Genomic DNA, 22,892 nt, shown 5'->3' on the forward strand with positions numbered 1-22,892 from the left:
TCACGGGAGCAATAAGCAGTGTCACACACCCCTAACTCTCTCAGCGGCCCGGCGCTTGCGGGCGAATGGCCGCTGGTCGCGGCGCAACCCGGCATTTGGGTCGCCGATCAAATCTCCCCGCATCGCAATGCTTACGCGGTGGCGCATGCCATCGAACTCAACGGCCCCGTCGCCGTGGAGCCCCTGCTGCGGGCCATCACCCAGGGCCTCGGCGAGGTGGACATGCTGCGGCTGCGTTTTGCGGAACGCGACGGCGTGCCGGTGCAATGGCTGGATGACTCGCTGGCGGTGCACGCGCCGGAACTTGTCGATCTGACGACGTCGCCGGATCCCGAAGCCGCCGCTCGCGCGCTGATGGATATCGATCTGGCGAGCGATCTGCGCGCCGGCAGCGGCGTACCGCTGTATCGCCATGTGGTGATGCGCCTGGCGGACGATTGCTGGTTTTGGTATCAGCGCTATCACCATCTGCTGGTGGACGGTTTCAGCTTCACCGCCATCGCTCGCCGCGTGGCGGCGATTTATACCCATCTTTGCCGCGGCGACGCGCTGGAGCCGACGCCTTTCACGGCGTTCAGCGACGTGGTGGCGGAATACCAGGCTTACCGGCAGGCACCGGCCTGGCAACGCGACGCCGATTTCTGGCGCGAAAAAGCGCGGCAGCTGCCGCCGCCGGCCACGATCTGCCCGCAGCCGCTGGCCGGGCAAACGCCCACGCCGCGCATCCACCGGCTGGAACAGCGCTGCGATCCGCAGGCCTTCGCCGAACTGGTGCAGCGTGGCGCGCAGCAGAAGCTGAACGCCGCCGATATGGCGGTGGCGTTGGTGGCGCTGTGGGTATCGCGCTTGAGCGGCCAACCGAGCTTCAGCGCCGGTTTTATCTTCATGCGCCGTACCGGCTCGGCCGCCCTTTGCGCCGCCGGCCCGGTGATCAATGTGCTGCCGATGGAGATGCATCTCGAGCCGCAGGCCACGCTGTATGAGGCCGCCGCCCGCATCAGCCGCGAGCTGAAAACGGTGCGCCGCCATCAGCGCTACGACGCCGAACAGGTGCAGCGCGATCTGGGGCGCATCGGCGACGGCGAACCGCTGTACGGCACGGTCTTCAACTTCAAAATGTTCGATTACCAGCTGGATTTCGCCGGCATCGAGGGCATTACCCACGATCTGGCCTCCGGGCCGGTGCGCGATCTGGAGATTGCGCTGTTTATCGATGAACACCACCAATTGAAGGTGGAGCTGCTGGCCAATGCCGAACGTTACAGCTGTCAGGAGCTGCAGGCGCACCTGCAACGGTTGCCGCTGCTGCTGGCGCAGTTCGCCGCGCAGGCAACGTTGCCGATCGGCGAGGCCGATATGCTGACCGCCGACGATCGCGCGCTGCTGGCGCGGATCAATGACACGGCGCATCCGGTGCCGGCGACCACGCTGAGCCAATTGCTGGCGCAGCAGGCGCAAGCCACGCCGGACGCGCCGGCGTTAGCGGATGCGCATTTCAGCTTCACCTACCGCGAAACGCGCGAGCAGGTCACGGCGCTGGCGCGCCAACTGGTGGCGCAGGGCGTGCGGCCGGGCGACATCGTGGCGGTGGCGCTGCCGCGCTCGGTGTTCCTGTCGCTGGCGTTGATGGCGATCGTCGAAGCGGGCGCCGCCTACCTGCCGCTGGACACCGGTTATCCGGACGAGCGGCTGGCGATGATGCTGGAAGACGCCGCGCCCCGCTTGATCATCACTCACCCGACGCAGCAGGCGCGTTTCGCCGACAAGGGCGACATGTTGCTGTATGACGCGCCGCTGGCGGCCGATCACGCCGCCGGGGTGGCGATCGCGGGCCCGACGCCGGACCATGCGGCCTATATCATCTTTACCTCCGGCTCCACCGGGCGCCCGAAAGGCGTGCTGGTCGGCCATCAGGCGATCGTCAACCGCCTGCTGTGGATGCAACACCAGTATCCGCTGGGGGCGGACGACGCGGTGCTGCAGAAAACGCCGTGCAGTTTCGATGTCTCGGTGTGGGAATTCTTCTGGCCATTGATGGTCGGCGCCCGGCTGGTGATGGCGCCGCCGGAGGCGCACCGCGATCCGCAGCAGCTGCAACAGCTGATCGCCCAACACCGCATTACCACGATGCACTTCGTACCGTCGATGCTGGCGGCTTTCGTTGCCGCCCTGGACGACGACGCGGCGGTGGCGAGCTGCGCCGCGCTGCGCCAGGTGTTCTGCAGCGGCGAAGCGCTGCCGGCGGAGCTGTGCCGCCTGTGGCAAAGCCGCACGGCGGTGCCGCTGCACAACCTCTACGGCCCGACCGAAGCGGCGGTGGACGTGACCTGGCATCCGGCCTACGGCGAGGCGCTGGCGAAGGTGACCGGCGCCAACGTGCCGATTGGCCTGCCGGTGTGGAACACCGGGCTGCGCATTCTGGACGCGCGTCTGCGGCCGGTGCCGCCGGGCGTGGCGGGCGATCTGTATCTGACCGGCGTCCAGTTGGCGCACGGCTACCTTGGCCGGCCGGATCTGACCGCCAGCCGCTTTGTCGCCGATCCGTTCGGTGAGGGCGGGCGCATGTACCGCACCGGCGACGTGGCGCGCTGGCTGCCGGACGGCGCGGTGGAATATTTGGGCCGCAGCGACGATCAGCTGAAGATCCGCGGGCAGCGTATCGAGCTGAGTGAAATCGACCACGCCCTGCTGTCGCTGCCGGGCGTGCGCCAGGCGGTGACGCACGCGCGGGTGCTGCAGGGCACGCCGGTGGACGCCGGCGGCGATGCGCGCCAGCTGGTGGGTTATCTGGTGATGCAGCCTGGCGCGAGCTGGGATGCGGAAGCCCTGCGCGCGGCGCTGGCCGACCGCCTGCCGCCGCACATGGTGCCGGCGGCGTTGGTGGAAATGCGCGATTTGCCGCTGAGCGCCAACGGCAAGCTGGATCGCAAGGCTCTGCCGCAGCCGCAGGGCGGTGAGCGCAAGGCAGGGCGTCCGCCGCAGGCCGGGTTGGAAAGCGAGATCGCCGCAGTATTTGCCCGCTTGCTGCAGCGCGAGCAGGTGTTCGCCGACGACGATTTCTTCGCGCTGGGCGGCCATTCGCTGCTGGCGATGCGTCTGGCGGCCGAGCTGCGCCGCGATCTGGGCAAGGCGGTGTCCGTCGGCCAGGTGATGGTGGCGTCGCGCGTCGAGCAACTGGCCGCCTTGCTGGCGGAAGATCGCACGCAGGAAGAGGCCGATCGCAGTGGCTTCGACAGCGTATTGCCGCTGCGCGTCACCGAGGGGCCGACGCTGTTCTGTCTGCATCCGGCGTCCGGTTTCTCCTGGCAGTTCAGCGTATTGCCGCGCTATCTCGATCAGCACTGGTCGCTGGTCGGCATTCAGTCGCCGCGGCCGGACGGCCCGCTGGCGCTGAGCGAAGACATGGACCAGGTGGTGGAGGCGCACCTGCAGACGGTGCTGCAGGTGCAGCCGCACGGGCCGTACCACTTCATCGGCTACTCGCTGGGCGGCACGCTGGCCCAGGGCATCGCCGCCCGGCTGCAGGCGCGCGGCGAGCAGGTGGCGTTCCTCGGCCTGCTGGATACCTATCCGGCGGAGACCCAAAACTGGGACGTGATGCTGGACGACAACGTGTTGAAGGAAGTGCAGCGCGAGCGCGAACAGTTCCTGGCGGTGTCGCAGGATACGCTCGATCCGGCGCTGGGCGAGACGCGCACCCTGATGTTCGACAACATCGAAGCCAACTACGCCGATTCGGTGCGGTTGCTGTCGCACACGCGGACCGCCCGCTTCCACGGCCAGGCGACGCTGTTCGTCGCCAAACGCACGTTGCAGGCAGGGATGGACGTGCAGCAGACCTGGTCGCAGTACGTTGATGCGCTGCAGGCGCACGAGCTCGACTGCGCGCATGTCGATATCGTTTCGCCGGCGTCGTTCAAAGTGCTGGGGCCGCTGCTGAACCGGATTTTGCGCACGCTGTAATAACGCCCGTCATCTCGCCGCCAGGCACGGGGATTGCCCCGCGTTTGGCGGCGTTTCTTGCGTCCGCTCACAATTGAATATCAATGATTTCTATTATCATTATTGATTTCGTTATCTGTGCTAGCATAGCGCTCCGCAACTGCAGAATCCCCGTTTAAAGATGTGGTGAACAACCGATGAGTAGCAAACCCTCCATCCTGCTTGATTTTAGCCTGCTGAAAACCCACCGGGCCTTTCGCGCGGTATTCTGCGCGCGTTTCATCTCCATTGTGGCGCTGGGGCTGATGGCGATCGCCATCCCGGTGCAGATCCAGGCGCTGACCGGTTCCACCCTGCAGGTCGGGTTGGCGGTGACGCTGGCCGGCGGCGGCATGTTCGCCGGGCTGCTGATGGGCGGCGTATTGGCCGATCGCTATGAGCGGCGCCGGCTGATCCTGTTCGCGCGCTCCACTTGCGGCATCGGGTTCGTCGGCCTGTGCCTCAACGCCCTGTTGCCGTCACCTTCGCTGGCGGCCATTTATCTGCTGGCGGTGTGGGACGGTTTCTTCGGCGCAGTGGGGGTGACGGCGCTGCTGGCGGCCACGCCGGCGCTGGTGGGCCGCGAAAACATCGTGCAGGCGGGCGCCATCAGCATGCTGACGGTGCGCTTCGGCTCGATTCTTTCCCCGGCCATCGGCGGCTTGGTGATCGCCCATATGGGCATCGCCTGGAACTACGGCCTGGCGGCGTTCGGCACCCTGTTGACGTTGCTGCCGCTGCTGAGCCTGCCGCAGCTGATGCCGCCGCCGCAGCCGCGGGAACATCCGCTGCGCGCGCTGGCGGGCGGTTTCGCCTTCCTGTTCCAGAACAAGGTGATAGGCATGGTGGCGCTGATCGGCGCGTTGCTGACCATGGCCAGCGCGGTGCGCGTGCTGTACCCGGCGATGGCGGAAAGCTGGCGCATCGACGCAGCCCACCTCGGTTATATGTACGCCGCCGTGCCGCTCGGCGCGACTATTGGTGCGTTCACCAGCGGGCGCGTGGCGCACGTGGCGCGCCCCGGTTGGGTGATGCTGCTGACGGCGATCGCGGCTTTCGCCTCTATTGGCCTGTTCGGCCTGATGCCGTGGTACAGCCTGGCGTTGCTGTGCCTGGTGGCGTTTGGCTACCTGAGCGCGCTGAACTCGCTGCTGCAATACGGCCTGATCCAGGGCCTGACGCCGGACAATTTCCTTGGCCGCATCAACGGCCTGTGGACGGCGCAGAACGTGGTGGGCGATGCGTTGGGCGCGTTGCTGCTGGGGGCGATGGGCGCCTTTATGCTGCCGGCGATGAGCGCCAGCGGTTTCGGCTTCGGCGCGGCGCTGCTCGGCATCCTGTTGCTGTTCGCCATGACCGGTTTGCGCCAGGTTACGCTGCACAAACCGGAGCCGCAGAACGAGCCTCAGCCGGCCAGTGAAAAGTAACTCGATGCGTTAATGCGACGCTGTGGGATCAAATAGCAATGCTTATCATCGGCATGCGTAAAACCCACAGCGTTTATGTCATGATTTCGAAATGAAAGAAGTGCTTACGTTTATTGACATAGCAAATATCGGCGAGTAATTTAGCGCGGAATCAACTCAAATGATAATCATTATTATATTGGTTATCACTTCAAATTCTTGAGGGCGAAGCGATGGTTACTGCCGTGAACGACATCAATCGAAAGGAAATGCAGGAGCGCGAAGAACACCGGTTCGCCGCTGATTTTTCTCCGGCGTCGGGCTTCTTCTTTACCTCCCCTTACCGCAGCTTGAGCACCACCGGTTGTTTCAGCCGCATTCGCCTGCCGGCCGCGGACGGCGCCGATCTGAACGGCGAGTTCCAGCGCCGCGTGCGGCAGGCGTTTGCCGAGGCCCGTCAGGCCGGCATCAAAAAGCCGCTGCTGTGCGGCGCCATTCCGTTCGATACCCGGCAGCCTTCGGCGCTGTTTGTTCCCCAGCAGAGCCGCTGGTTCGACCGCGCCGCCTTTATGGCCGGCGTTCGGCCTTCGGCGAACGGCCCTGAACTGGCCGGGGTGACGGAGCTGCCGCCGCAGCAGACGTTCATGAACATGGTCAGCGACGCCGTTGCCGCGATGAAGGCCGGTGAGCTGGATAAAGTGGTCTTGTCGCGCCTGCTGGAGATCGAAACGCGCCAGCCGGTGGATCGCCATGCGCTGATGGCGCGCGTGATCGCCCAGAACCCGCACGGTTTCCACTTCCATGTGCCGCTGGAGCAGGGTGCGCTGTTGGGCGCCAGCCCAGAGCTGCTGCTGCGCCAGGACGGCGGCCGTTTCTATTCCAACCCGCTGGCCGGTTCCGCCCGGCGCGAGGCCGATCCGCAGCGCGATCGCGAAGTGGGGGAGCGGCTGATGGCTTCGGCGAAAGATCGCCACGAGCATCGCATCGTCACCGAAAGCATGCGCGACGTGCTGGCCGGCCGCTGCCGCTACCTGAACGTGCCGCACACCCCTGAACTGCTGACCACCACCACGCTGTGGCATCTCTCCACGCCGATCGACGGCGAGGCGGCGTCTCCGGACGAAAACGCCCTGTCGCTGGCCTGCCTGTTGCACCCGACGCCGGCGCTGTGCGGCATGCCGACGGCCGAGGCGCACGCCCTGATCGGCAAGCTGGAGCCGTTCGATCGCGGCCTGTTCGGCGGCATCGTCGGCTGGTGCGACGACGAAGGCAACGGCGAGTGGGTTGTGACTATCCGCTGCGGCACCGTTGACGGCAACCGGGTGAGGCTGTTCGCCGGCGCCGGCATCGTGGAAGACTCTTCACCCGAATCTGAATGGCATGAAACAGGTACCAAACTCAGCACCATTCTGCGTGCCTTTGGTATGAATCAAGGATAACGACAAGATGAGCATTGCCTTTACCCCCTGGCCGGCGGAGTTCGCCAGCCGCTATCGCGAGCGCGGCTACTGGATTGACAAGCCGCTGACCGAGATCCTCGACCGCCAGACCAACAACGACGCTCCGGCGATTATCGACGCCCAGGGCAGCCTGACCTACCGCGAGCTGCAGCAGCGCTCCGATCGCCTGGCGGCCGCTTTGCTGCGCCGCGGCGTGAAATCCGGCGACACCGCGCTGGTGCAGCTGGGCAACGTGGCGGAATTTTATATCGTGTTCTTCGCGCTGCTGAAAATTGGCGTGGCGCCGGTCAACGCGCTGTTCAGCCATCAGCGCAGCGAGCTGAACGCCTATGCCGAGCAGATCAAACCGGCGCTGCTGATCGCCGATCGCCGGCACGCGCTGTTTGCCGACGATCAATTCCTGAACGCCTTCCGCGATGCGCATCCTTCGCTGCGTGCCGTGGCGCTGCGCAGCCAGCCCGAGGGCGAGCTGGCGCTGGCCGCCTGGCTGGAAGAAGCCAGCGACGGCTTTGTCGCACAGCCTTCCGCGGCCGATCGGGTAGCGTTCTTCCAGCTTTCCGGCGGCAGCACCGGCACGCCGAAGCTGATCCCGCGTACCCACAACGATTACTACTACAGCATTCGCCGCAGCGTGGAGATCTGCCGTTTCGACGCGCAGACCCGCTATCTGTGCGCGCTGCCGGTAGCGCACAACTACCCGATGAGTTCGCCGGGCGTGCTGGGCGTGTTTTATGGCGCTGGGCTGGTGGTGTTCGCCGCCGATCCGGACGCCGCGCAGTGCTTCCGCCTGATCGAACAACATCAAATCAACGTGACGGCGCTGGTGCCGCCGGCGGTCACGCTATGGTTGCAGGCGATCGAAGAGTGGGGCGGCAATGCCCAGCTCGCCAGCCTGAAACTGCTGCAGGTGGGCGGCGCCAAGCTGGGCGAAACGCTGGCGGCGCGCATTCAGAATGAAATCGGCTGCCAATTGCAGCAGGTGTTTGGCATGGCGGAAGGGCTGGTGAACTACACCCGGCTGGACGACGACGAACGCCACATCCTGACGACGCAAGGGCGGCCGATGTCGCCGGACGACGAAGTGTGGGTAGCGGATGACGACGGCAATCCACTGCCGGCGGGTGAGATCGGACGGTTGATGACGCGCGGGCCTTACACCTTTCGCGGTTACTACCAGAGCCCGGCGCACAACGCCGACGCCTTCGACGCCGACGGTTTCTACTGCTCCGGCGATCTGATCAGCATTAGCGAAGACGGTTACATCACCGTGCAGGGGCGGCAGAAAGACCAGATCAACCGAGGCGGAGAGAAGATCGCCGCCGAGGAGATCGAGAACCTGCTGCTGCGTCATTCGGACGTGATCAACGCCGCGCTGGTGTCGATGCCGGACGCGCTGATGGGGGAGAAGAGCTGCGCCTATATCATCGCCAACGCGCCGCTGAAGCCGGTGGTGCTGCGTCGCCACCTGCGCGAACAGGGCGTGGCGGACTTCAAACTGCCGGATCGCTTTATTCAGGTGGACAGCCTGCCGCTGACCCCGGTCGGCAAAGTGGACAAAAAACGGCTGCGCGAGCAGCTCGACGCGCAACTACAGACTCAGGCTCAGGGAGATTAATTGATGGCCATTCCAAAACTTAATGATTACGCGCTGCCGACGGCGGACGAACTGCCGCAAAATAAAGTCACCTGGCAGGTAGAACCGCAGCGCGCCGCGCTGCTGATCCACGACATGCAGCAGTATTTCCTCAATTTCTGGGGCGAAGACAGCGCGCTGATTAAACAGGTGGTGGAGAACATCGCCAACCTGCGTCGCTACTGCAAACAGCAGGGCATTCCGGTGTTCTATACCGCTCAGCCGAATCAGCAGAGCGATGAAGATCGCGCGCTGTTGAACGACATGTGGGGGCCGGGCCTGAACAAACACCCCGAGCAGCAGGCGGTGACCGCCGCGCTGGCGCCGGACGAAGACGACACGGTGCTGGTGAAATGGCGCTACAGCGCTTTCCACCGCTCACCGCTGCAGGAGATCCTGCAGGAGTCCGGCCGCGATCAGCTGATCATCTGCGGCGTGTATGCGCACATCGGCTGCCTGACCACCGCCATCGACGCCTTCATGCGCAACATCCAGCCTTTCATGGTGGCCGACGGCCTGGCGGACTTCTCGCGTGACGAACACCTGATGGCGCTGCGCTACACCGCCGGCCGCTGCGGCCGGGTGGTGACCACCGCGTCTCTGCTGCCGGCGACCGGCATCGCCAGCATCGACGCGTTGCGTCAGCAAATCCTGCCGCTGCTGGACGAAGACAGCGAAGACATGGGCAACGATGAAAACCTGATCGATTACGGTCTGGATTCGGTGCGCATCATGGAGCTGGCGACCCGCTGGCGCAAAATCCGCGGCGATATCGATTTTATCGCGCTGGCGCGCAATCCGACCATCGACAGCTGGTGGGCGCTGCTTTCCGAAGAGAAAGCCTGATTTTAATAATGAAAAGAGGGCGGCCGCGCGGTCGCCCCGTTAGCTCTATAAGGAAATTTCGATGAATGCTTTGATCACCAAGGGAAGACGGGCGGCATTTCCGCTGATGCTGCTGTCAACGCTGCTGTTCTCCAACACCCTGCAGGCGCAGACCGTGCCGGACGTGCTGCGCAAACCGGTCGGCAAGGGCGCCTATGAAATGGCCTACAGCCCGAGCGAAAATGCGCTCTACCTGGCCACGTCGCAGAGCCGCAAGCTGGATAAGGGCGGCATCGTCTACCGCCTGGATCCGACCACGCTGGACGTGACCCAGATTATTCATAACGACATCAAGCCGTTTGGCGCCGCCATCAACGCCAAGACCGGCACGCTGTTCTTCGGCAACACCGTCAATAACTCGGTGACCGCCATCGACGCCAAGACCGGCGACGTAAAAGGCCGTCTGGTGCTGGACGCGCGCCAGCGCTCCGAGACCGTCAAGCCGCTGGCGCCGCGCGAGCTGGTGGCGGATGCCGACAGCAATACCCTGTATATCACCGGGCTGGGTGAATCCAGCGTGGTGTGGGTGGTGGACGGCAAGGATCTGACCCTGCGCGCCACCGTGGCCGACACCGGCAAATACGGCACCGGCCTGGCGCTGGACGCCGCCGCCAAGCGCCTGTACGTCACCAACGCCGACGGCGAGCTGGTGACCATCGATACCCAGAGCAACAAGGTGCTGTCGCGCAAGAAGCTGGATGAGACTAAAGAGCACTTCTTCCTGAACCTCAGCCTGGATACCGCCACCCACCGCGCCTTCATCACCGATTCCAAGCAGCCGCAGGTGCTGGTGGTGGATACCCGCAACGGCAACATCCTGAGCAAGATCGACGTGCCGGAATCGCTGGCGGTGCTGTTCAACCCGGCGCGCAATGAAGTCTACGTCACCCACCGCCAGGCGGGCGAAGTGAGCGTGATTGACGCCAAGAGCTACAAGGTGCTGAACACCATCAAGACGCCGACCCATCCGAACAGCCTGGCGCTGTCGCCGGATGGCCAGACGCTGTACGTCAGCGTCAAGCAGGCTTCCAGCCGCGAAAAAGAGGCGACCGCGCCGGACGACGTGATCCGCGTAGCGCTGAAGTAATCCCGCGCAGAATAACCCCCCTCGAACAGGCGAAGCGGCGACGCTCCGCCTGTTTTTTTTCGCCGTGCGATCTGCGGTATAAAGTGTGGATTGCCTTATTATCCGAAGGAACGTTGGTTATGCCTGCCTCATGCACACCGCGGTTGTTGTCCGTTATCACCCTGCTGCTGCTGGCCGCGCTGATCCACAGCGGCATCAGTCCTTACGATCGCACCACCTGGTTGATGGAGGTGGCGCCGGTATTGATTGTTTTGCCGCTGCTGTGGCTGACCCATCGCCGTTATCCACTGACGCCGCTGCTCTATAGGCTGATTTTCTTCCACGCGCTGATCCTGATTTTCGGCGGCATGTACAGCTACGCCCGCGTACCGCTGGGGTTTGAGGTGCAGCAGTGGCTGGATCTTGGCCGCAACCCGTACGACAAACTGGGGCATTTCTTCCAGGGGCTGGTGCCGGCGCTGGCGGCGCGCGAGATCCTGCTGCGCGGCGGTTATGTGCGGGGCCGCAAAATGCTGGGCTTCGTGGTGTGCTGTATCGCGCTGGCGATCAGCGCGGTGTATGAGCTTATCGAGTGGTGGGCGGCGCTGGCGCTGGGCCAGGGCGCCGATGAGTTTCTCGGCACCCAGGGCGACCCGTGGGACACGCAGTCCGACATGTTCTGCGCCTTGCTCGGCGCGATAGCCGGCCAATGGCTGTTTGGTGGCTGGCAGGATCGGCAACTGCGGCGTTTAAAGGCGTAAGCCCGGCGGCGGTTGAGCCTGGTGAAAATGGATATTTCTCGTGCCGCCCGGTATTTGCCGGGCGGCATTTTTAATGTCGACATGATAAAAATCGACAATCATCAGTTAAATGTTTGGCGCCCTGTGAGACAGCGCAATGTTATTTCCTATATTTATGTTTATTTAGCTTTTTATGCGTTTTTCTAGGAATTTTCTTAACTCATGCCGTGTGCTACTATTCTCATGTTTAACAAGGGCTAATTATTATTAATTAGTTTTTTGAGCGGGGAACAATGAGATACATAATTAATAATAAGATTAAATATCATGAGGATAGATCAGAGTTGGTGGATCTCAACGCTGAGCTGCCGCCTCAACCGCTCACCGCCACGCTGAACCGCCTGCTGTCCGCGTTGGTCAGAAACAATAACCTGGTGGTCTCCCGCGATACCCTGCTGACGCAAGTATGGGAAGCGCACGGCCAGGTGGCCTCCGGCAATAACCTCAATAACACCATTTCCATCCTGCGCAAGATGTTCGCCGCCATGGGCGAGGACGACATTATCGTCACGTTGCCGCGCCAGGGATTCATGTTTACCGCCGCTTCGTTGAAGACGACGGATAGCCTGGCGGAGAGTTTGCCGGAAATGCCGATCCTGGCGGCTGCAGACAACCCCTTGCCGACCAGGCCGCTGCGAGTGCAGCGATTTAAGCGCTTCGGGTTGGCCGCGTTGCTGCTGCTGGCGGCGGGGAGCGGGATTTTGGCCTGGCAGGAGACGGGGTATCCCTCGGCCAGTTTGATGACGGTGGGTAAGATCGGGAGCTGTAATGTGCAATTTGTCACTTCCTATCACAATGTCGGCCCCGGCGAGATCGACCTGAACCACCTGAAGAACATGTTGCAAGAGAAGAAAACGGCAACCTGCGGCGAGCCGGCGACGTTGCTTTATTATGACAGCCAGGCCCTGGTGCCAAATGCCAGTGGACGGGTCAGAGCATCTTATTTCTATTATTGTCCGCAAGAGGCCATGACCTCGGGCAAAGTACAATGTGAGAACTACTATGAAAGCAGGGGTCTATAGCTCGGTATGCCGCCACGGTTATGCGATTGCCGCGGCGGTGGCCGTGCTGGTATGCAGCGTTTCTGCTTATTTTTTATTTTTTTAAACCGCAAATTCCGGAATGTACGGCGGTTGAACGTTTCGTCAACCAATATGAAGGAAAAATGCTGGAGAGAACGCTGCTGATAAGCGTGGTCCCTGATGGGGTGAGGCATGCCACCATACTGTTTAACGGCAGTGTGTTTTACGATGGCAAGCGTTACATCATTGAACGATCCATGGGGGTCGATTACCGAAAATGGGGGGGGAACTACGAATTTCAGGTGCGGGAAAATATCCGAAAACCGCAGGACACGCTACAAGATGAGGCGCTGAACCGCAGTTTACCCATCGAAGGGCAGACGATTCACCTGCGTATTGAACGCATGGATGCACGCCATTATCTGTTTGTGGATAACCATGCGCCGTATTATGTCTGCGTGACGTCATCATAACAGCAGCCTGCGCCCCCGGTACGACCGAGGGGCAAGGTGGATTCATAACCCAGGTGCTATTTTAAAATGAATTGAGATATCGTTATTTTTTTATGTAATTGTTAATGCACGGGCTATTGCTCGCCCGCGGGCAATAGGTTAACCACTGTTCGTCCTTCTCGGCATTCTCATTGCGAATGTTGTCATAGTAATAGACATCCGCCCGGTATTGGCAGTCGAAGCCGGCTTGCCGTATCTCTCGCTTAATATTTGCCAGCTCGCCGCTGCCTAACCGCATGGTGTAAATTTGGCAATTTTGCTCATTGCCCAACGGATAAACGCTGATGCGCGTGCTGTTTTGGTAAAGCACAATCGCGGCAAACGGCACTAAACAAGCGGCCATGATCATAATTAAGCGCTGTACCGAGCGGCGAAAGTTCGGCGTTCTTGCCGGCGGCGGCGTTGACGCTATTTCGGTTTCGCTATAATCATTATTATTAATATCACTGGCTTTTATATCCATCTGTTGAATGCTTGCGGCATTAAATTTAAACCCCTGGCGGGGGTAGGTCACAATAATATCTTCTACGCCGAACTGCGCCAATGACTTACGCAGGCCGGAAACGTAATTATTCAGGTTGTTATTGGAGGCTTTGAGCCCATGCTCAACCCAGACATCATTAAGCAACCTCTCTCGCAGCAGCAGCTTATCATTATTTCGAATAAACAACGAAAGCAATCTGCCGGTCGGTTTAAGTAAAGCTATTTTATTGCTGGCATTATCAATATGCGACAGCGTGCCCTCATCCTCATTAAAGAGGATGTCTTCATTTATGATAAAAATCATTTCATTTACCCATCAACTTTCCTGTCGAGGGATTATTCTGAGACCTGATGCGCCTTTTTTCAATCCTTCACGCTGTGTGTAAATAGGATTTTTCTCTCTATCCGTATAATTGACATGAAATGTTTATCTTCTTACAAGTTTTTTTAAATAAATATTGATAATTAAATTCTATTTTTTAGTGTTAAAATCTATTTAATTATTATTTTATCGATAATAATCCTGTGTTTTTGTATTTTTTCGACATAACATTTCAAAATCAGATCGGGGGGTGTAAATTTGTTCCCACTGATACGGAGCGCAAAAACGCTATGTATTAGCCACGAATACAACGCTCAGGAATAAAGCTGCGGCATTGCATGCGTGACTTACGGATTTAATTTACTCCACTACTTACTAAGGAATGTAAGGGATTTATATGAAACTGAATAAAATTATGCTGGCCGCCGTTATGGCATTGGGTGTTTCTTCTCTGGCGCACGCTGCTGACCAGGGTCACGGTAAAGTGACCTTCAGCGGTTCTATCATTGACGCTCCTTGCTCAATCGCGCCTGAATCTCTGGATCAGACCGTTGAACTGGGTGCAATCTCTAACGTGGCGCTGAAAAACGGCGGTAAATCCACCCCGCGCAACTTCCAGATCAAGCTGGAAAACTGTGAGCTGACCACCAAGAATCCAGGCAAAAACAACACCGTTGCGCTGACCTTCTCCGGTTCCTCTTCTGAAGCCGACAGCAAACTGCTGGGCATCACCGGTACCGCTAAAGGCGCCGGCATCGCCATCACCGACGGCGCAGGTACCAACATCGAGCTGGGCAAACCTTCTAAAGCGCGTGAGCTGCAAAGCGGTGCCAACACCCTGAGCTTCGCCGCTTACCTGCAGGGCAGCTCGGCTTCCACCGCCGTGATCGTCCCGGGTGAGTTCCAGTCTGTAGCCGACTTTACCCTGGCTTACCAGTAAGTCGTTACCTGACGAAATACGTGTGATTATCGGGCATGCGGGGCAACCCGCATGCCATTTTCAAAGCAGCATGATTTCACCAGGGAATGGCAATGAACGAAAAAATAAAAGAAATAGGGGCTTTTTGCCTATTGCTGGCGCCATTTTTCATTTCCCAGCAGGCAATGTCTGCCGTGCAGGGCGAAGGGCGCGTCAATATGCAAGGGGCTATTATTGACACCGCCTGTGCAATAGCAACGGAAAGCCGAGAGCAAATTATCGATATGGATATTATGCCTGTCTCAGATATTGCGCGCGACGGCAGAGGTCGAACGGTGCCATTCAGTATTGAGTTGGTTAATTGCGTGCTCGAACGCGCCGATAAAAACTTACCGGACTGGAAACAGTTTCGCATTACGTTTGACGGCAATAGCGATGGTGAAATGTTTGGCATTAGCGGTAATGCCTCCGGTATTGCGCTGAAAATTACCGATGCCGACGGCAATATTGCCACGCCAGGGAAATCTCTTCCGTCGGTAAATATATTGCCGGGGAATTACCGTCTGAATTACGCCATGACGTTAATCAGTAACCAGCGGCCATTGAAGGCCGGGGACTATTTCTCATCAGTGCGCTTCAAAATGGATTATTACTGAGCCGGCTGATGAGTCAGGGAAATCAATAAATTAAAAGGTCTTGGAAATGATGTTTTTACCTGCCGGGAAACCGTTTCGTTTGCATATTCTCAGCGCCTGCGTGGCGCTGGTGCTGGGCAGCTTGGCGAGCAAAGCCGGCGCGGTGGAAGACATCCAGTTCAATACCGACGTGCTCGACGTGAACGATCGCAAAAACATCGATCTGAGCCAGTTCTCGCGCGGCGGCTACATTATGCCCGGCCAGTACGGCATGGTGGTGCACGTCAATAAAATCGATTTGCCGGAACAGCCGGTGGCGTTTTACGCACCGGACGACGACGCCGGCGGCAGCCGCGCCTGCTTATCGCCAGAATTGGTGGCGCAGCTGGGTATCAGGGATGAGGCGCTGAAAAAGTTAACCTGGTGGCGCGAAGGCGCCTGTCTGGACGAGGCCAGCCTGCCGGGCATGGAGGTGCGGGGGGAGTTGGCTACGTCGGCGCTGTATCTGAGCATCCCCCAGGCTTATCTGGACTACGTTTCGGAGGACTGGGATCCGCCTTCGCGCTGGGACGAAGGTGTCCCCGGCGTGCTGCTTGATTACAACATTAACGCTCAGACCCAGCATCAGCTGCAGGCCGGCACGCGTGGTTACAGCGTCAGCGGCAACGGCACGGCGGGCGCCAACCTGGGGGCCTGGCGGCTGCGCGCCGACTGGCAAGGGAACCTGAACCACCAGACCGGCTCAGGGCAGTCAACCGATAAGCAACTGGACTGGAGCCGCTACTACGCCTACCGGGCGATCCCGGCGCTGCGATCCAAGCTGACGCTGGGCGAGGACTACCTGGATTCCGGGTTGTTCGACAGCTTTCGCTTCGGCGGCGTGAGCCTGCGCTCCGACGACAACATGCTGCCGCCGAACCTGCGCGGTTATGCGCCGGAAGTCAGCGGAGTGGCGAAGAGCAACGCCAAGGTGACCGTGAGCCAGCAGGGGCGGGTGCTGTATGAGACCACCGTCGCCGCCGGGCCGTTTCGTATTCAGGATCTGAACGATGCGGTTTCGGGCGACCTGGATGTGCGGTTGGAGGAACAGGACGGCAGCGTGCAGGAGTTCAAAATGAGCACCGCCAGCATTCCGTACCTGACGCGCCCCGGTTCGCTGCGTTACAAGCTGGCGGCGGGCAAGCCGTCGGATATGGATCACCGCTACCAGGGGCCGATGTTCGGCACCGGCGAATTCTCCTGGGGGGTGAGCAACGGGTGGTCGCTGTTCGGCGGGGCGCTGCTGGGCGGGGATTACAACGCGGCGGCGCTGGGTATCGGCCGCGATTTGATGCTGCTGGGCGCGCTGTCGTTCGACGTCACCCAGTCGCGCGCCAAACTGCCGTATAACGGCGAGACGCTGAGCGGCGGTTCTTACCGCCTCAGCTACTCGAAAAGCTTCGACGAGCTGGACAGCCAGGTGACCTTTGCCGGCTACCGCTTTTCCGAGCAGAACTTTATGAGCATGAGCGAGTACCTGGATGCGCGCCAATACGGGCAGCGGTTCGGCAACAGCAAGGAGATGTACACCATCACCTACAACCAGCAGCTGCGTGATATCGGGTTGAGCGCGTATCTCAACGTTAGCCACCAGACCTACTGGGATCGGCCGGCCAACGATCGCTACAGCCTGACGATGTCGCGCTATTTTGACCTTGGGGATTATAAAAACCTGAGTCTGTCGCTGTCGGCGTACCGCAACCGCTACAACGAGACCAACGACGACGGCATGTATCTGTCGCTGTCGCTGCCGTGGGGCAACGGCGCCACGCTGAGCTACAACGCCACGCTCAACCGTGACGACAGCACCCACCGGGTGGGGTACTACGATCGCATCGACGATCGCAGCAACTACCAGATCAGCGCCGGCGGTTCACGCAGCGGCGCCAACCTGAGCGGCTACTACAACCGCGATGGCGATCTGGCGCGGATGAGCGCCAACGCCAGCTACCAGCAGGACCGGTACAGCGCCATCGGCGGTTCGCTGCAGGGCGGGATGACGTTGACCGCCGAAGGCGGGGCGCTGCACCGCAGCAACATGGCCGGCGGGACCCGGCTGCTGCTGGATACCGAAGGGGTAGCCGGGGTGCCGGTGCGCGGCTACGGCAGCACGATGGCGACCAACCGCTGGGGCAAGGCGGTCGTGGTAGACGTCAACAGCTACTACCGCAACAAGGCCAGCATCGATCTGGACAAGCTTGGCGATAACGCCGAGGCCACCACTTCGGTGGTGCAGGCGACGCTGACCGAAGGCGCCATCGGTTACCGCAAGTTTGCGGTGATCGCCGGGGAGAAGGCGATGGCCGTGATCAAGCTGGCGGACGGCGGCGAGCCGCCGTTCGGCGCCACGGTGCTGAACGCGCGTAAACAAGAGACCGGCATCGTTAACGACGGCGGCAGCGTTTACCTGAGCGGCATCAACGCCGGCGATCGCATGACGGTGCGCTGGAACGGCGCCGAACAGTGCGAAGTGCAGATGCCGACACCGCTGCCGGCCGAGATGCTGACCGCCAATTTACTGCTGCCGTGCCGGGCATTAAGCGCCGGTACGGGCGGCGACGAACACTGAATTAAGGAGTTTTTATGATGAGCAAACGTAACGCTATCGGCCTGCTGGCCACCACTTCGCTGCTGGCCGGCGCGCTGGCACCAACCGCGCAGGCGGCTATTGCGCTGGATCGCACCCGGGTGATTTTCGACGGCGGCGTGCAGTCGGTGAGCCTGAGCGTGAGCAACCAGAACAAACAGCTGCCGTACCTGGCGCAGGGCTGGCTGGAAGACGAACAGGGCAACAAGATCCAGAGCCCGCTGACGGTATTGCCGCCGGTGCAGCGCATCGAGCCGGGCAAGCCGAGCCAGGTGAAGATCCAGGCGCTGCCGGCGGCGAAGATGCTGCCGCAGGACCGCGAGACGCTGTACTACTTCAACCTGCGCGAGATCCCGCCGAAGAGCAACAAGCCGAACTCGCTGCAAATCGCGCTGCAGACGCGCATCAAGCTGTTCTACCGCCCGGCGGCGATCGCGCCGGAGCGCAACGCCGCGCCGTGGCAGGAGCAGCTGACGCTGAGCAAGCAGGGCGACAAGTATGTGGTCAACAACCCGACGCCGTACTACGTCACTCTGGTTGACGCCGCCAGCCGCAAGGGCGTTGAAGGCGCCAAAGGGTTTGAACCGCTGATGGTGCCGCCGAAGGGCAGCCTGCCGCTGACGGTGAGCGCAGGCAGCGTGGGGAACAGCCCGGTGCTGACCTATATCAACGATTACGGCGGCCGCCCACAGTTGAGCTTCAGCTGTGCGGGTGCGGTCTGCAAAGTGGTGCCGGAGAAGAAAGCGTCTTAGTGCCGGGCCGCAACGCATCACCGCCAGCGGTAATCAGACAGGCAAAGGGATATGCTGAAGGGGAGAACGGGCTGGTTTTCCATCGCCGTTTTCGATTAACGAAAGGATAATTGAATTTTTATTTATACCAGTGATTACCCTATGTTAAAACGGATGGCTTTTCCTTTTTTTATTTATTTTTATTCCGTTAATGTTTTTTCCGCCGCGTGGGAAATGAAAACGGAATATCGGCCGATAAATGCGACTTACGGCCATTTTGTTGCAAAAATTATTGCCTGGGATACGGAGGACAAAACCCCTAATCCATTATATGGTTGTAATTCTGGTCAGGAATATTGCTATCTTGCATTTGTTAATGGTAACACCCCATTTATGAATAAAGTGTATTTTTCAGGTGTTACAACCAGTAAAACATTGGGTGAACTGGGTAAAAAATTTATCCAGAATGGGTTACTCAATCGGGAGTATCGTAGTAAAGATTATGACTACCCGAATCAACCGCATTGCATTTACTTTGGTTATAACACCCTACAGGTAATAGCTCATGGGGGGTAATTAGGTTTCCCGGCGGCGAACAGTGCCGGGTGCCGGAGATCGTACCCAACGTGTGTGAGTTACGTGAGCCGCTGGTGGAGTTGGATCATGGCATGCTGCGGGCCGAAGTGATTAACGGCAGTACGGCTGAAGCGCAATTGACGGTGGCCTGCACGTTTAATTTCAAAGTAAGAATTATGAGTTCAGATCGGTCTGGAACGGTTTATTTTAACGATAAAAAACAGTTTCGCAGCGAATTGAAATTAGACGGCGTCAATGTGGGGGATGGCTTGTTGATTACCGCGACGCCGGCCGGAAAAACCTTAACGCTGACATCAACGCTTGCGGGATATGACGGCAGCGTGGGGGAGTTTCAGGGGGCGAAAAGCATCATCATTTCGTTACCGTGATTATTAATGATGCTTTAGGCTTTTTACGAAAATAAGTTAATGATTCGCGGTGTGCAAAAGGGGTGCATGCTTGTAGGGCGTGATATATCGATTGATAGGGAGATAAATAAAGTGAATATCGCATCGAATATAGCCTACATGTTTTTTCTGACAATGATGGCTTGCTTACTGACGAACATGCCGGCTTGGGCCGCCACCACGGTATCGGTCAGGGTGACCGTGCTGGCGCCGCTGCCTTGCGTGATCAACGGCAATCAGCCGATCGAGGTGAATTTCGGCGATGAGGTGATGACGACGCGCGTCAATGGCGAAAATTATCGCACGCCCGTCGACTATTCGGTGACCTGCGACAAACCGGGAAAGAACGGCATGCGGCTGTTGATTGCCGGCACCGGAGCGGGGTTCGACGGCAAGCTGCTCCAGACCAATGTCGGCGGCCTGGGCATTGCGTTTTTAAACAACGGTGCGCGTATTGCGTTGAACAGTTGGCAGAATTTCACCTTTCCCGTTTTTGCCGAAGCTGGAGGCGGTGCCCGTGAAGCAGGCGAACGCTACGCTGCCGACGGGGGAGTTTACGGCCTCCGCCACGTTGCGTGTCGATTATCAATGAACCGGGAGACGAACATGAAACAGGGCGTTGCCGTGATGCTGCTGTGTGCTAGTAGCCTGGTCGGCCATTCCGTTCAGGCGGCCGAAGAGGTCGCCATGCACCTGAAAGGGACGCTGCGCGTGCCGCCGCCCTGCCGCATTAACGACGGCGGTGTGATCGAAGTGGATTTTGGCCAGCGCGTCGGTATCAACAAAGTCGATGGCGTCAATTACCGGCAGGCGGTGAATTACCGCATCCAATGTGATTTGCCCGGTGCCCTGCCGTGGGAGCTGACGTTGACCTTTAAGGGCAACGCTGCGTCCTTTGATAACGCCGCGTTGCAAACCGATAACGGCAACCTCGGTATCCGCTTGTACCGGGATGACAAACCGTTCGCCCCGAACAGCAGCATCAAAATCGATCCGGCGAATCCGCCGCGTTTGGAAGCGGTGCCGGTTGCCAAAGCGGGCGTGCCATTGAAAGAAGGCGCGTTCGCCGCCACGGCGACGCTGCAGGCGAATTACCTTTGAGCCCACGCTCGGCGGCCGGGAGAAAGAAGAGGAAAAATGCATGGAGAGGATAAGTAAAACGGCGATGTGGCGAGGCGTTATCGGCGTGGGGTTGCTGATCGGCGCGAGCGGGTGTTGGGCCGCTGCTGACAATATGCATTTCAGCGGCGCATTGGTCGCCGAGCCTTGCACGCTGCGGCCGGGTGATGAGGATATCCGCCTGGATTTCGGTACGGTGATCGATAAGTACCTGTATACCTATGGCCGTACTCCCGGCAAGGCGTTCAGTCTGGTGCTGCAGGATTGTGACATCAGCCTGGGCAACACGGTGAAGGTGACCTTCAGCGGCGCTGAAAGCGGTGCGCTGCCAGGTCTACTGAAGCCGGATGGCGGCAGCCAGGCGACGGGCATCGCCCTGGGGTTGGAAACGATGGCGGGCGCGCCGCTGGCGCTGAATAAGCCGAGTGAGGGATACGCCATCGGCAAAGGCAGCAACAGTTTACAACTGCAGGTGTACGTTCGGGGCGAACCGGAGGCGATAGCGCAAAAGAGCATCGGTCTGGGGGCGTTTTCGTCTGTCGCGACTTTCGGCCTGGAATATGAGTAAGCGTGTTTAGCGTGACGGCAAACGGCCCTAAGCGCCCATTTTATCAGGAGAGAACTATGACAGGGAAACAGACGGTGCGTGACTGGGCATACCTGCGCGGTGAACTGGGCTATTACGCCTCGTTGGGCGGCCTGGCGCTGATGGCGCCGCTCAGCCTGGCGGCCATGATGTGGCTGCTGCCGGCGGCGCAGGCCGTCGATAACTGGGAAGTGGATGGCGCTAACGGCGTGCTTTATGTCAGGGGGGCATTGACCGAAAGCGCCTGCCGGCTGGAGATGGACAGCCTGCGGCAGGAAGTCTGGCTGGGTGAGGTAGCGACCGGGTCATTGACGCAAACCGGCGATCGCGGCGCGGCGGTAAGCTTTGCGCTGCGGTTGCGCGACTGCCTGCGCAGCCCGGCGGCGAACCGGGATGAACGCACCGGTGCGCTGAGCTGGGCGGCGGATCAGCCGGCGGTGCGGGTGAGCTTCCGTGCACCGGCCGATGCGGACAGCCCGCAGTTGGTGAAAGCGCAGGGCGTGAGCGGTATGGGGCTGCGCCTGCTGGATGCCCAGGGCGAAGACATTCGCTTGGGCAGCCGCGGCAAGCCGCTGTGGCTGACGCCGGGCAGCAACGTGTTGAACTACAGCGTGATGGCGGAACGTACTGGCGCGCCTCTGCGGGCGGGGAGTTTTGATGCCGTGGTGGATTTTAGCTTGAGTTATGACTAATTGGGGGAGGCGTGCGCGTGAAACGGCGATCTTTGCCCGAATCTTGCAGAAGCTATGGCGTGTTGGCATTGACGGTTCTGGCCGAGGTGCTCTGTGTCTCACCAGGATTGGCGTCGACGACCCCAATTTCTATCTCCGGCACGATCACCAGCAAACCGCAGTGTGTGGTGAACAACAATCAAACCCTCCGCGTAGAGTTTGGCGATGATCTTGTGACCACTAAAGTCAATGGCAGCAACTATCTTCGCACGATCGATTATACGCTGGAGTGCAAAAACAACAGCAGAAATGCCATGAAGATGAAAGTGGTGGGCGCTGCTGCTGCGTTCAACAGCAGTGCGATTCAAAGTAGCAAAGGCAATCTGGCGATTGCACTGCGGGCCAACGGTGTGCCGCTGATCATTGGCAGTTGGCTTAATTTTACCTATCCGAATAAGCCTGTGTTACAGGCGGTGCCTGTGAAAGGCAGCGGCGCTCTGACCGTCGGTTTTTTTAGCGCGGGAGCGACGCTGATGGTGGATTATCAATGAAGATAAACGTTGGAAAAACGTGGGCCTTGCTGGCTTGTAGCCTGTTTCTGCCCGCATTGCAGGGATGGGCGGCAGACAACGAGGCGGGCCTGTCGTTCAGCGGCACGCTGAACGAACCGCCGTCATGCGTGATCAATAACGGCCAGCGAATCGAGGTGGATTTTGGTCAGAGGGTCGGGATCGGTAAAGTGGATGGGAGGAATTATCTGCAAACCGTCAATTACCGGATCGAGTGTGAGCCGGGTGGCAATGGGCAGGCGCTGGGATTAACAATGGTAGCCACCGCCAGTGGGTTCGATAACGCTGCCGTGCCGACCAACGTTCCCGATCTGGCTGTGCGTCTGTTGTTGGCGGGGAATGCTTTCGTTCTGAATAAACGTGTGGCGATAGATGCTGCCAATCCGCCGACGTTGCAAGCCGTGCCGATCAAACGACAGGGAGCCGGATTAACGCCGCAGGCGTTTAGTGCCCAGGCGACGCTGCTGGCGGATTATCAGTAAT

21 protein-coding genes are annotated in these 22,892 nt (G+C 59.8%); 20 read left to right on the forward strand and 1 reads right to left on the reverse strand.

The window, feature by feature from the left end; translation table 11 throughout:
* Positions 1-18: 18 nt before the first annotated feature.
* From SERRSCBI_RS01510 to SERRSCBI_RS01550, 9 genes are all read left to right on the forward strand, one after another.
* The gene (locus tag SERRSCBI_RS01510; RefSeq protein WP_042783485.1) at positions 19-3,963 is read left to right on the forward strand and encodes an enterobactin synthase subunit F; all 3,945 of its coding nucleotides are present in this window, start codon (positions 19-21) and stop codon (positions 3,961-3,963) included.
* A 176-nt stretch (positions 3,964-4,139) separates the two neighbouring features.
* The gene (gene entS, locus SERRSCBI_RS01515) at positions 4,140-5,408 is read left to right on the forward strand and encodes an enterobactin transporter EntS (RefSeq protein ID WP_042783486.1); all 1,269 of its coding nucleotides are present in this window, start codon (positions 4,140-4,142) and stop codon (positions 5,406-5,408) included.
* A gap of 212 nt (positions 5,409-5,620) precedes the next feature.
* Positions 5,621-6,826 (forward strand): isochorismate synthase, encoded by a 1,206-nt coding sequence (locus SERRSCBI_RS01520; RefSeq protein ID WP_049866641.1) that lies wholly within the window; start codon positions 5,621-5,623, stop codon positions 6,824-6,826.
* Positions 6,827-6,833: 7 nt separating this feature from the next.
* Positions 6,834-8,462: a (2,3-dihydroxybenzoyl)adenylate synthase gene (locus tag SERRSCBI_RS01525; RefSeq protein ID WP_042783487.1), complete on the forward strand. Its 1,629-nt coding sequence runs from the start codon at positions 6,834-6,836 to the stop codon at positions 8,460-8,462.
* A gap of 3 nt (positions 8,463-8,465) precedes the next feature.
* Positions 8,466-9,326: an isochorismatase gene (locus SERRSCBI_RS01530; protein WP_033641590.1), complete on the forward strand. Its 861-nt coding sequence runs from the start codon at positions 8,466-8,468 to the stop codon at positions 9,324-9,326.
* 106 nt (positions 9,327-9,432) lie between these two features.
* Entirely contained in the window at positions 9,433-10,452 is a 1,020-nt protein-coding gene (locus SERRSCBI_RS01535; protein ID WP_369795926.1) for a PQQ-binding-like beta-propeller repeat protein, read from the forward strand.
* A 119-nt stretch (positions 10,453-10,571) separates the two neighbouring features.
* Positions 10,572-11,192 carry a DUF2238 domain-containing protein gene (locus SERRSCBI_RS01540; protein ID WP_042783489.1) on the forward strand — a complete coding sequence of 207 codons (621 nt, stop codon included), beginning with the start codon at positions 10,572-10,574 and terminating at the stop codon, positions 11,190-11,192.
* A gap of 326 nt (positions 11,193-11,518) precedes the next feature.
* On the forward strand, positions 11,519-12,253 hold the full coding sequence (locus SERRSCBI_RS01545) for a winged helix-turn-helix domain-containing protein (RefSeq protein WP_232230785.1): 735 nt from the start codon (positions 11,519-11,521) through the stop codon (positions 12,251-12,253).
* A gap of 143 nt (positions 12,254-12,396) precedes the next feature.
* Positions 12,397-12,726 carry a hypothetical protein gene (locus tag SERRSCBI_RS01550; protein WP_016929395.1) on the forward strand — a complete coding sequence of 110 codons (330 nt, stop codon included), beginning with the start codon at positions 12,397-12,399 and terminating at the stop codon, positions 12,724-12,726.
* Positions 12,727-12,808: 82 nt separating this feature from the next.
* Here SERRSCBI_RS01550 and SERRSCBI_RS01555 read toward each other — a convergent pair whose 3' ends face one another.
* A complete protein-coding gene (locus tag SERRSCBI_RS01555; RefSeq protein ID WP_042783492.1) occupies positions 12,809-13,552 on the reverse strand; it encodes a winged helix-turn-helix domain-containing protein in 744 nt (247 codons plus the stop codon).
* A 415-nt stretch (positions 13,553-13,967) separates the two neighbouring features.
* On the opposite strand from SERRSCBI_RS01555, the gene SERRSCBI_RS01560 reads away from it, so the two are divergent.
* The 11 genes from SERRSCBI_RS01560 (at position 13,968) to SERRSCBI_RS01605 (ending at position 22,891) form a co-directional block, all read left to right on the forward strand.
* A complete protein-coding gene (locus SERRSCBI_RS01560; RefSeq protein WP_042783493.1) occupies positions 13,968-14,510 on the forward strand; it encodes a fimbrial protein in 543 nt (180 codons plus the stop codon).
* A 92-nt stretch (positions 14,511-14,602) separates the two neighbouring features.
* Positions 14,603-15,145, forward strand: coding sequence for a fimbrial protein (locus tag SERRSCBI_RS01565; RefSeq protein ID WP_042783494.1), 543 nt, complete (start codon positions 14,603-14,605; stop codon positions 15,143-15,145).
* A 46-nt stretch (positions 15,146-15,191) separates the two neighbouring features.
* Positions 15,192-17,732, forward strand: coding sequence for an outer membrane usher protein (locus SERRSCBI_RS01570; protein WP_042783495.1), 2,541 nt, complete (start codon positions 15,192-15,194; stop codon positions 17,730-17,732).
* Positions 17,733-17,749: 17 nt separating this feature from the next.
* Positions 17,750-18,502 (forward strand): fimbria/pilus periplasmic chaperone, encoded by a 753-nt coding sequence (locus SERRSCBI_RS01575; protein WP_042785627.1) that lies wholly within the window; start codon positions 17,750-17,752, stop codon positions 18,500-18,502.
* Positions 18,503-18,643: 141 nt separating this feature from the next.
* Positions 18,644-19,057 (forward strand): hypothetical protein, encoded by a 414-nt coding sequence (locus SERRSCBI_RS24600; protein ID WP_156965079.1) that lies wholly within the window; start codon positions 18,644-18,646, stop codon positions 19,055-19,057.
* A gap of 50 nt (positions 19,058-19,107) precedes the next feature.
* Entirely contained in the window at positions 19,108-19,446 is a 339-nt protein-coding gene (locus tag SERRSCBI_RS01580) for a PapG chaperone-binding domain-containing protein (RefSeq protein WP_042783496.1), read from the forward strand.
* Between the two features lie 111 nt (positions 19,447-19,557).
* Positions 19,558-20,565 (forward strand): fimbrial protein, encoded by a 1,008-nt coding sequence (locus SERRSCBI_RS24980; protein WP_232230732.1) that lies wholly within the window; start codon positions 19,558-19,560, stop codon positions 20,563-20,565.
* Positions 20,566-20,605: 40 nt separating this feature from the next.
* The gene (locus SERRSCBI_RS01590) at positions 20,606-21,151 is read left to right on the forward strand and encodes a fimbrial protein (RefSeq protein WP_369795890.1); all 546 of its coding nucleotides are present in this window, start codon (positions 20,606-20,608) and stop codon (positions 21,149-21,151) included.
* A 56-nt stretch (positions 21,152-21,207) separates the two neighbouring features.
* On the forward strand, positions 21,208-21,861 hold the full coding sequence (locus tag SERRSCBI_RS01595; protein WP_042783498.1) for a fimbrial protein: 654 nt from the start codon (positions 21,208-21,210) through the stop codon (positions 21,859-21,861).
* Between the two features lie 59 nt (positions 21,862-21,920).
* A complete protein-coding gene (locus SERRSCBI_RS01600) occupies positions 21,921-22,391 on the forward strand; it encodes a fimbrial protein (RefSeq protein ID WP_223524319.1) in 471 nt (156 codons plus the stop codon).
* The gene (locus SERRSCBI_RS01605) at positions 22,388-22,891 is read left to right on the forward strand and encodes a fimbrial protein (RefSeq protein ID WP_042783500.1); all 504 of its coding nucleotides are present in this window, start codon (positions 22,388-22,390) and stop codon (positions 22,889-22,891) included. Before SERRSCBI_RS01600 ends, SERRSCBI_RS01605 begins: the two co-directional genes overlap by 4 nt.
* Position 22,892: the final 1 nt, after the last annotated feature.

The organism is Serratia sp. SCBI (genome assembly GCF_000747565.1).
Classification (GTDB): domain Bacteria; phylum Pseudomonadota; class Gammaproteobacteria; order Enterobacterales; family Enterobacteriaceae; genus Serratia; species Serratia ureilytica.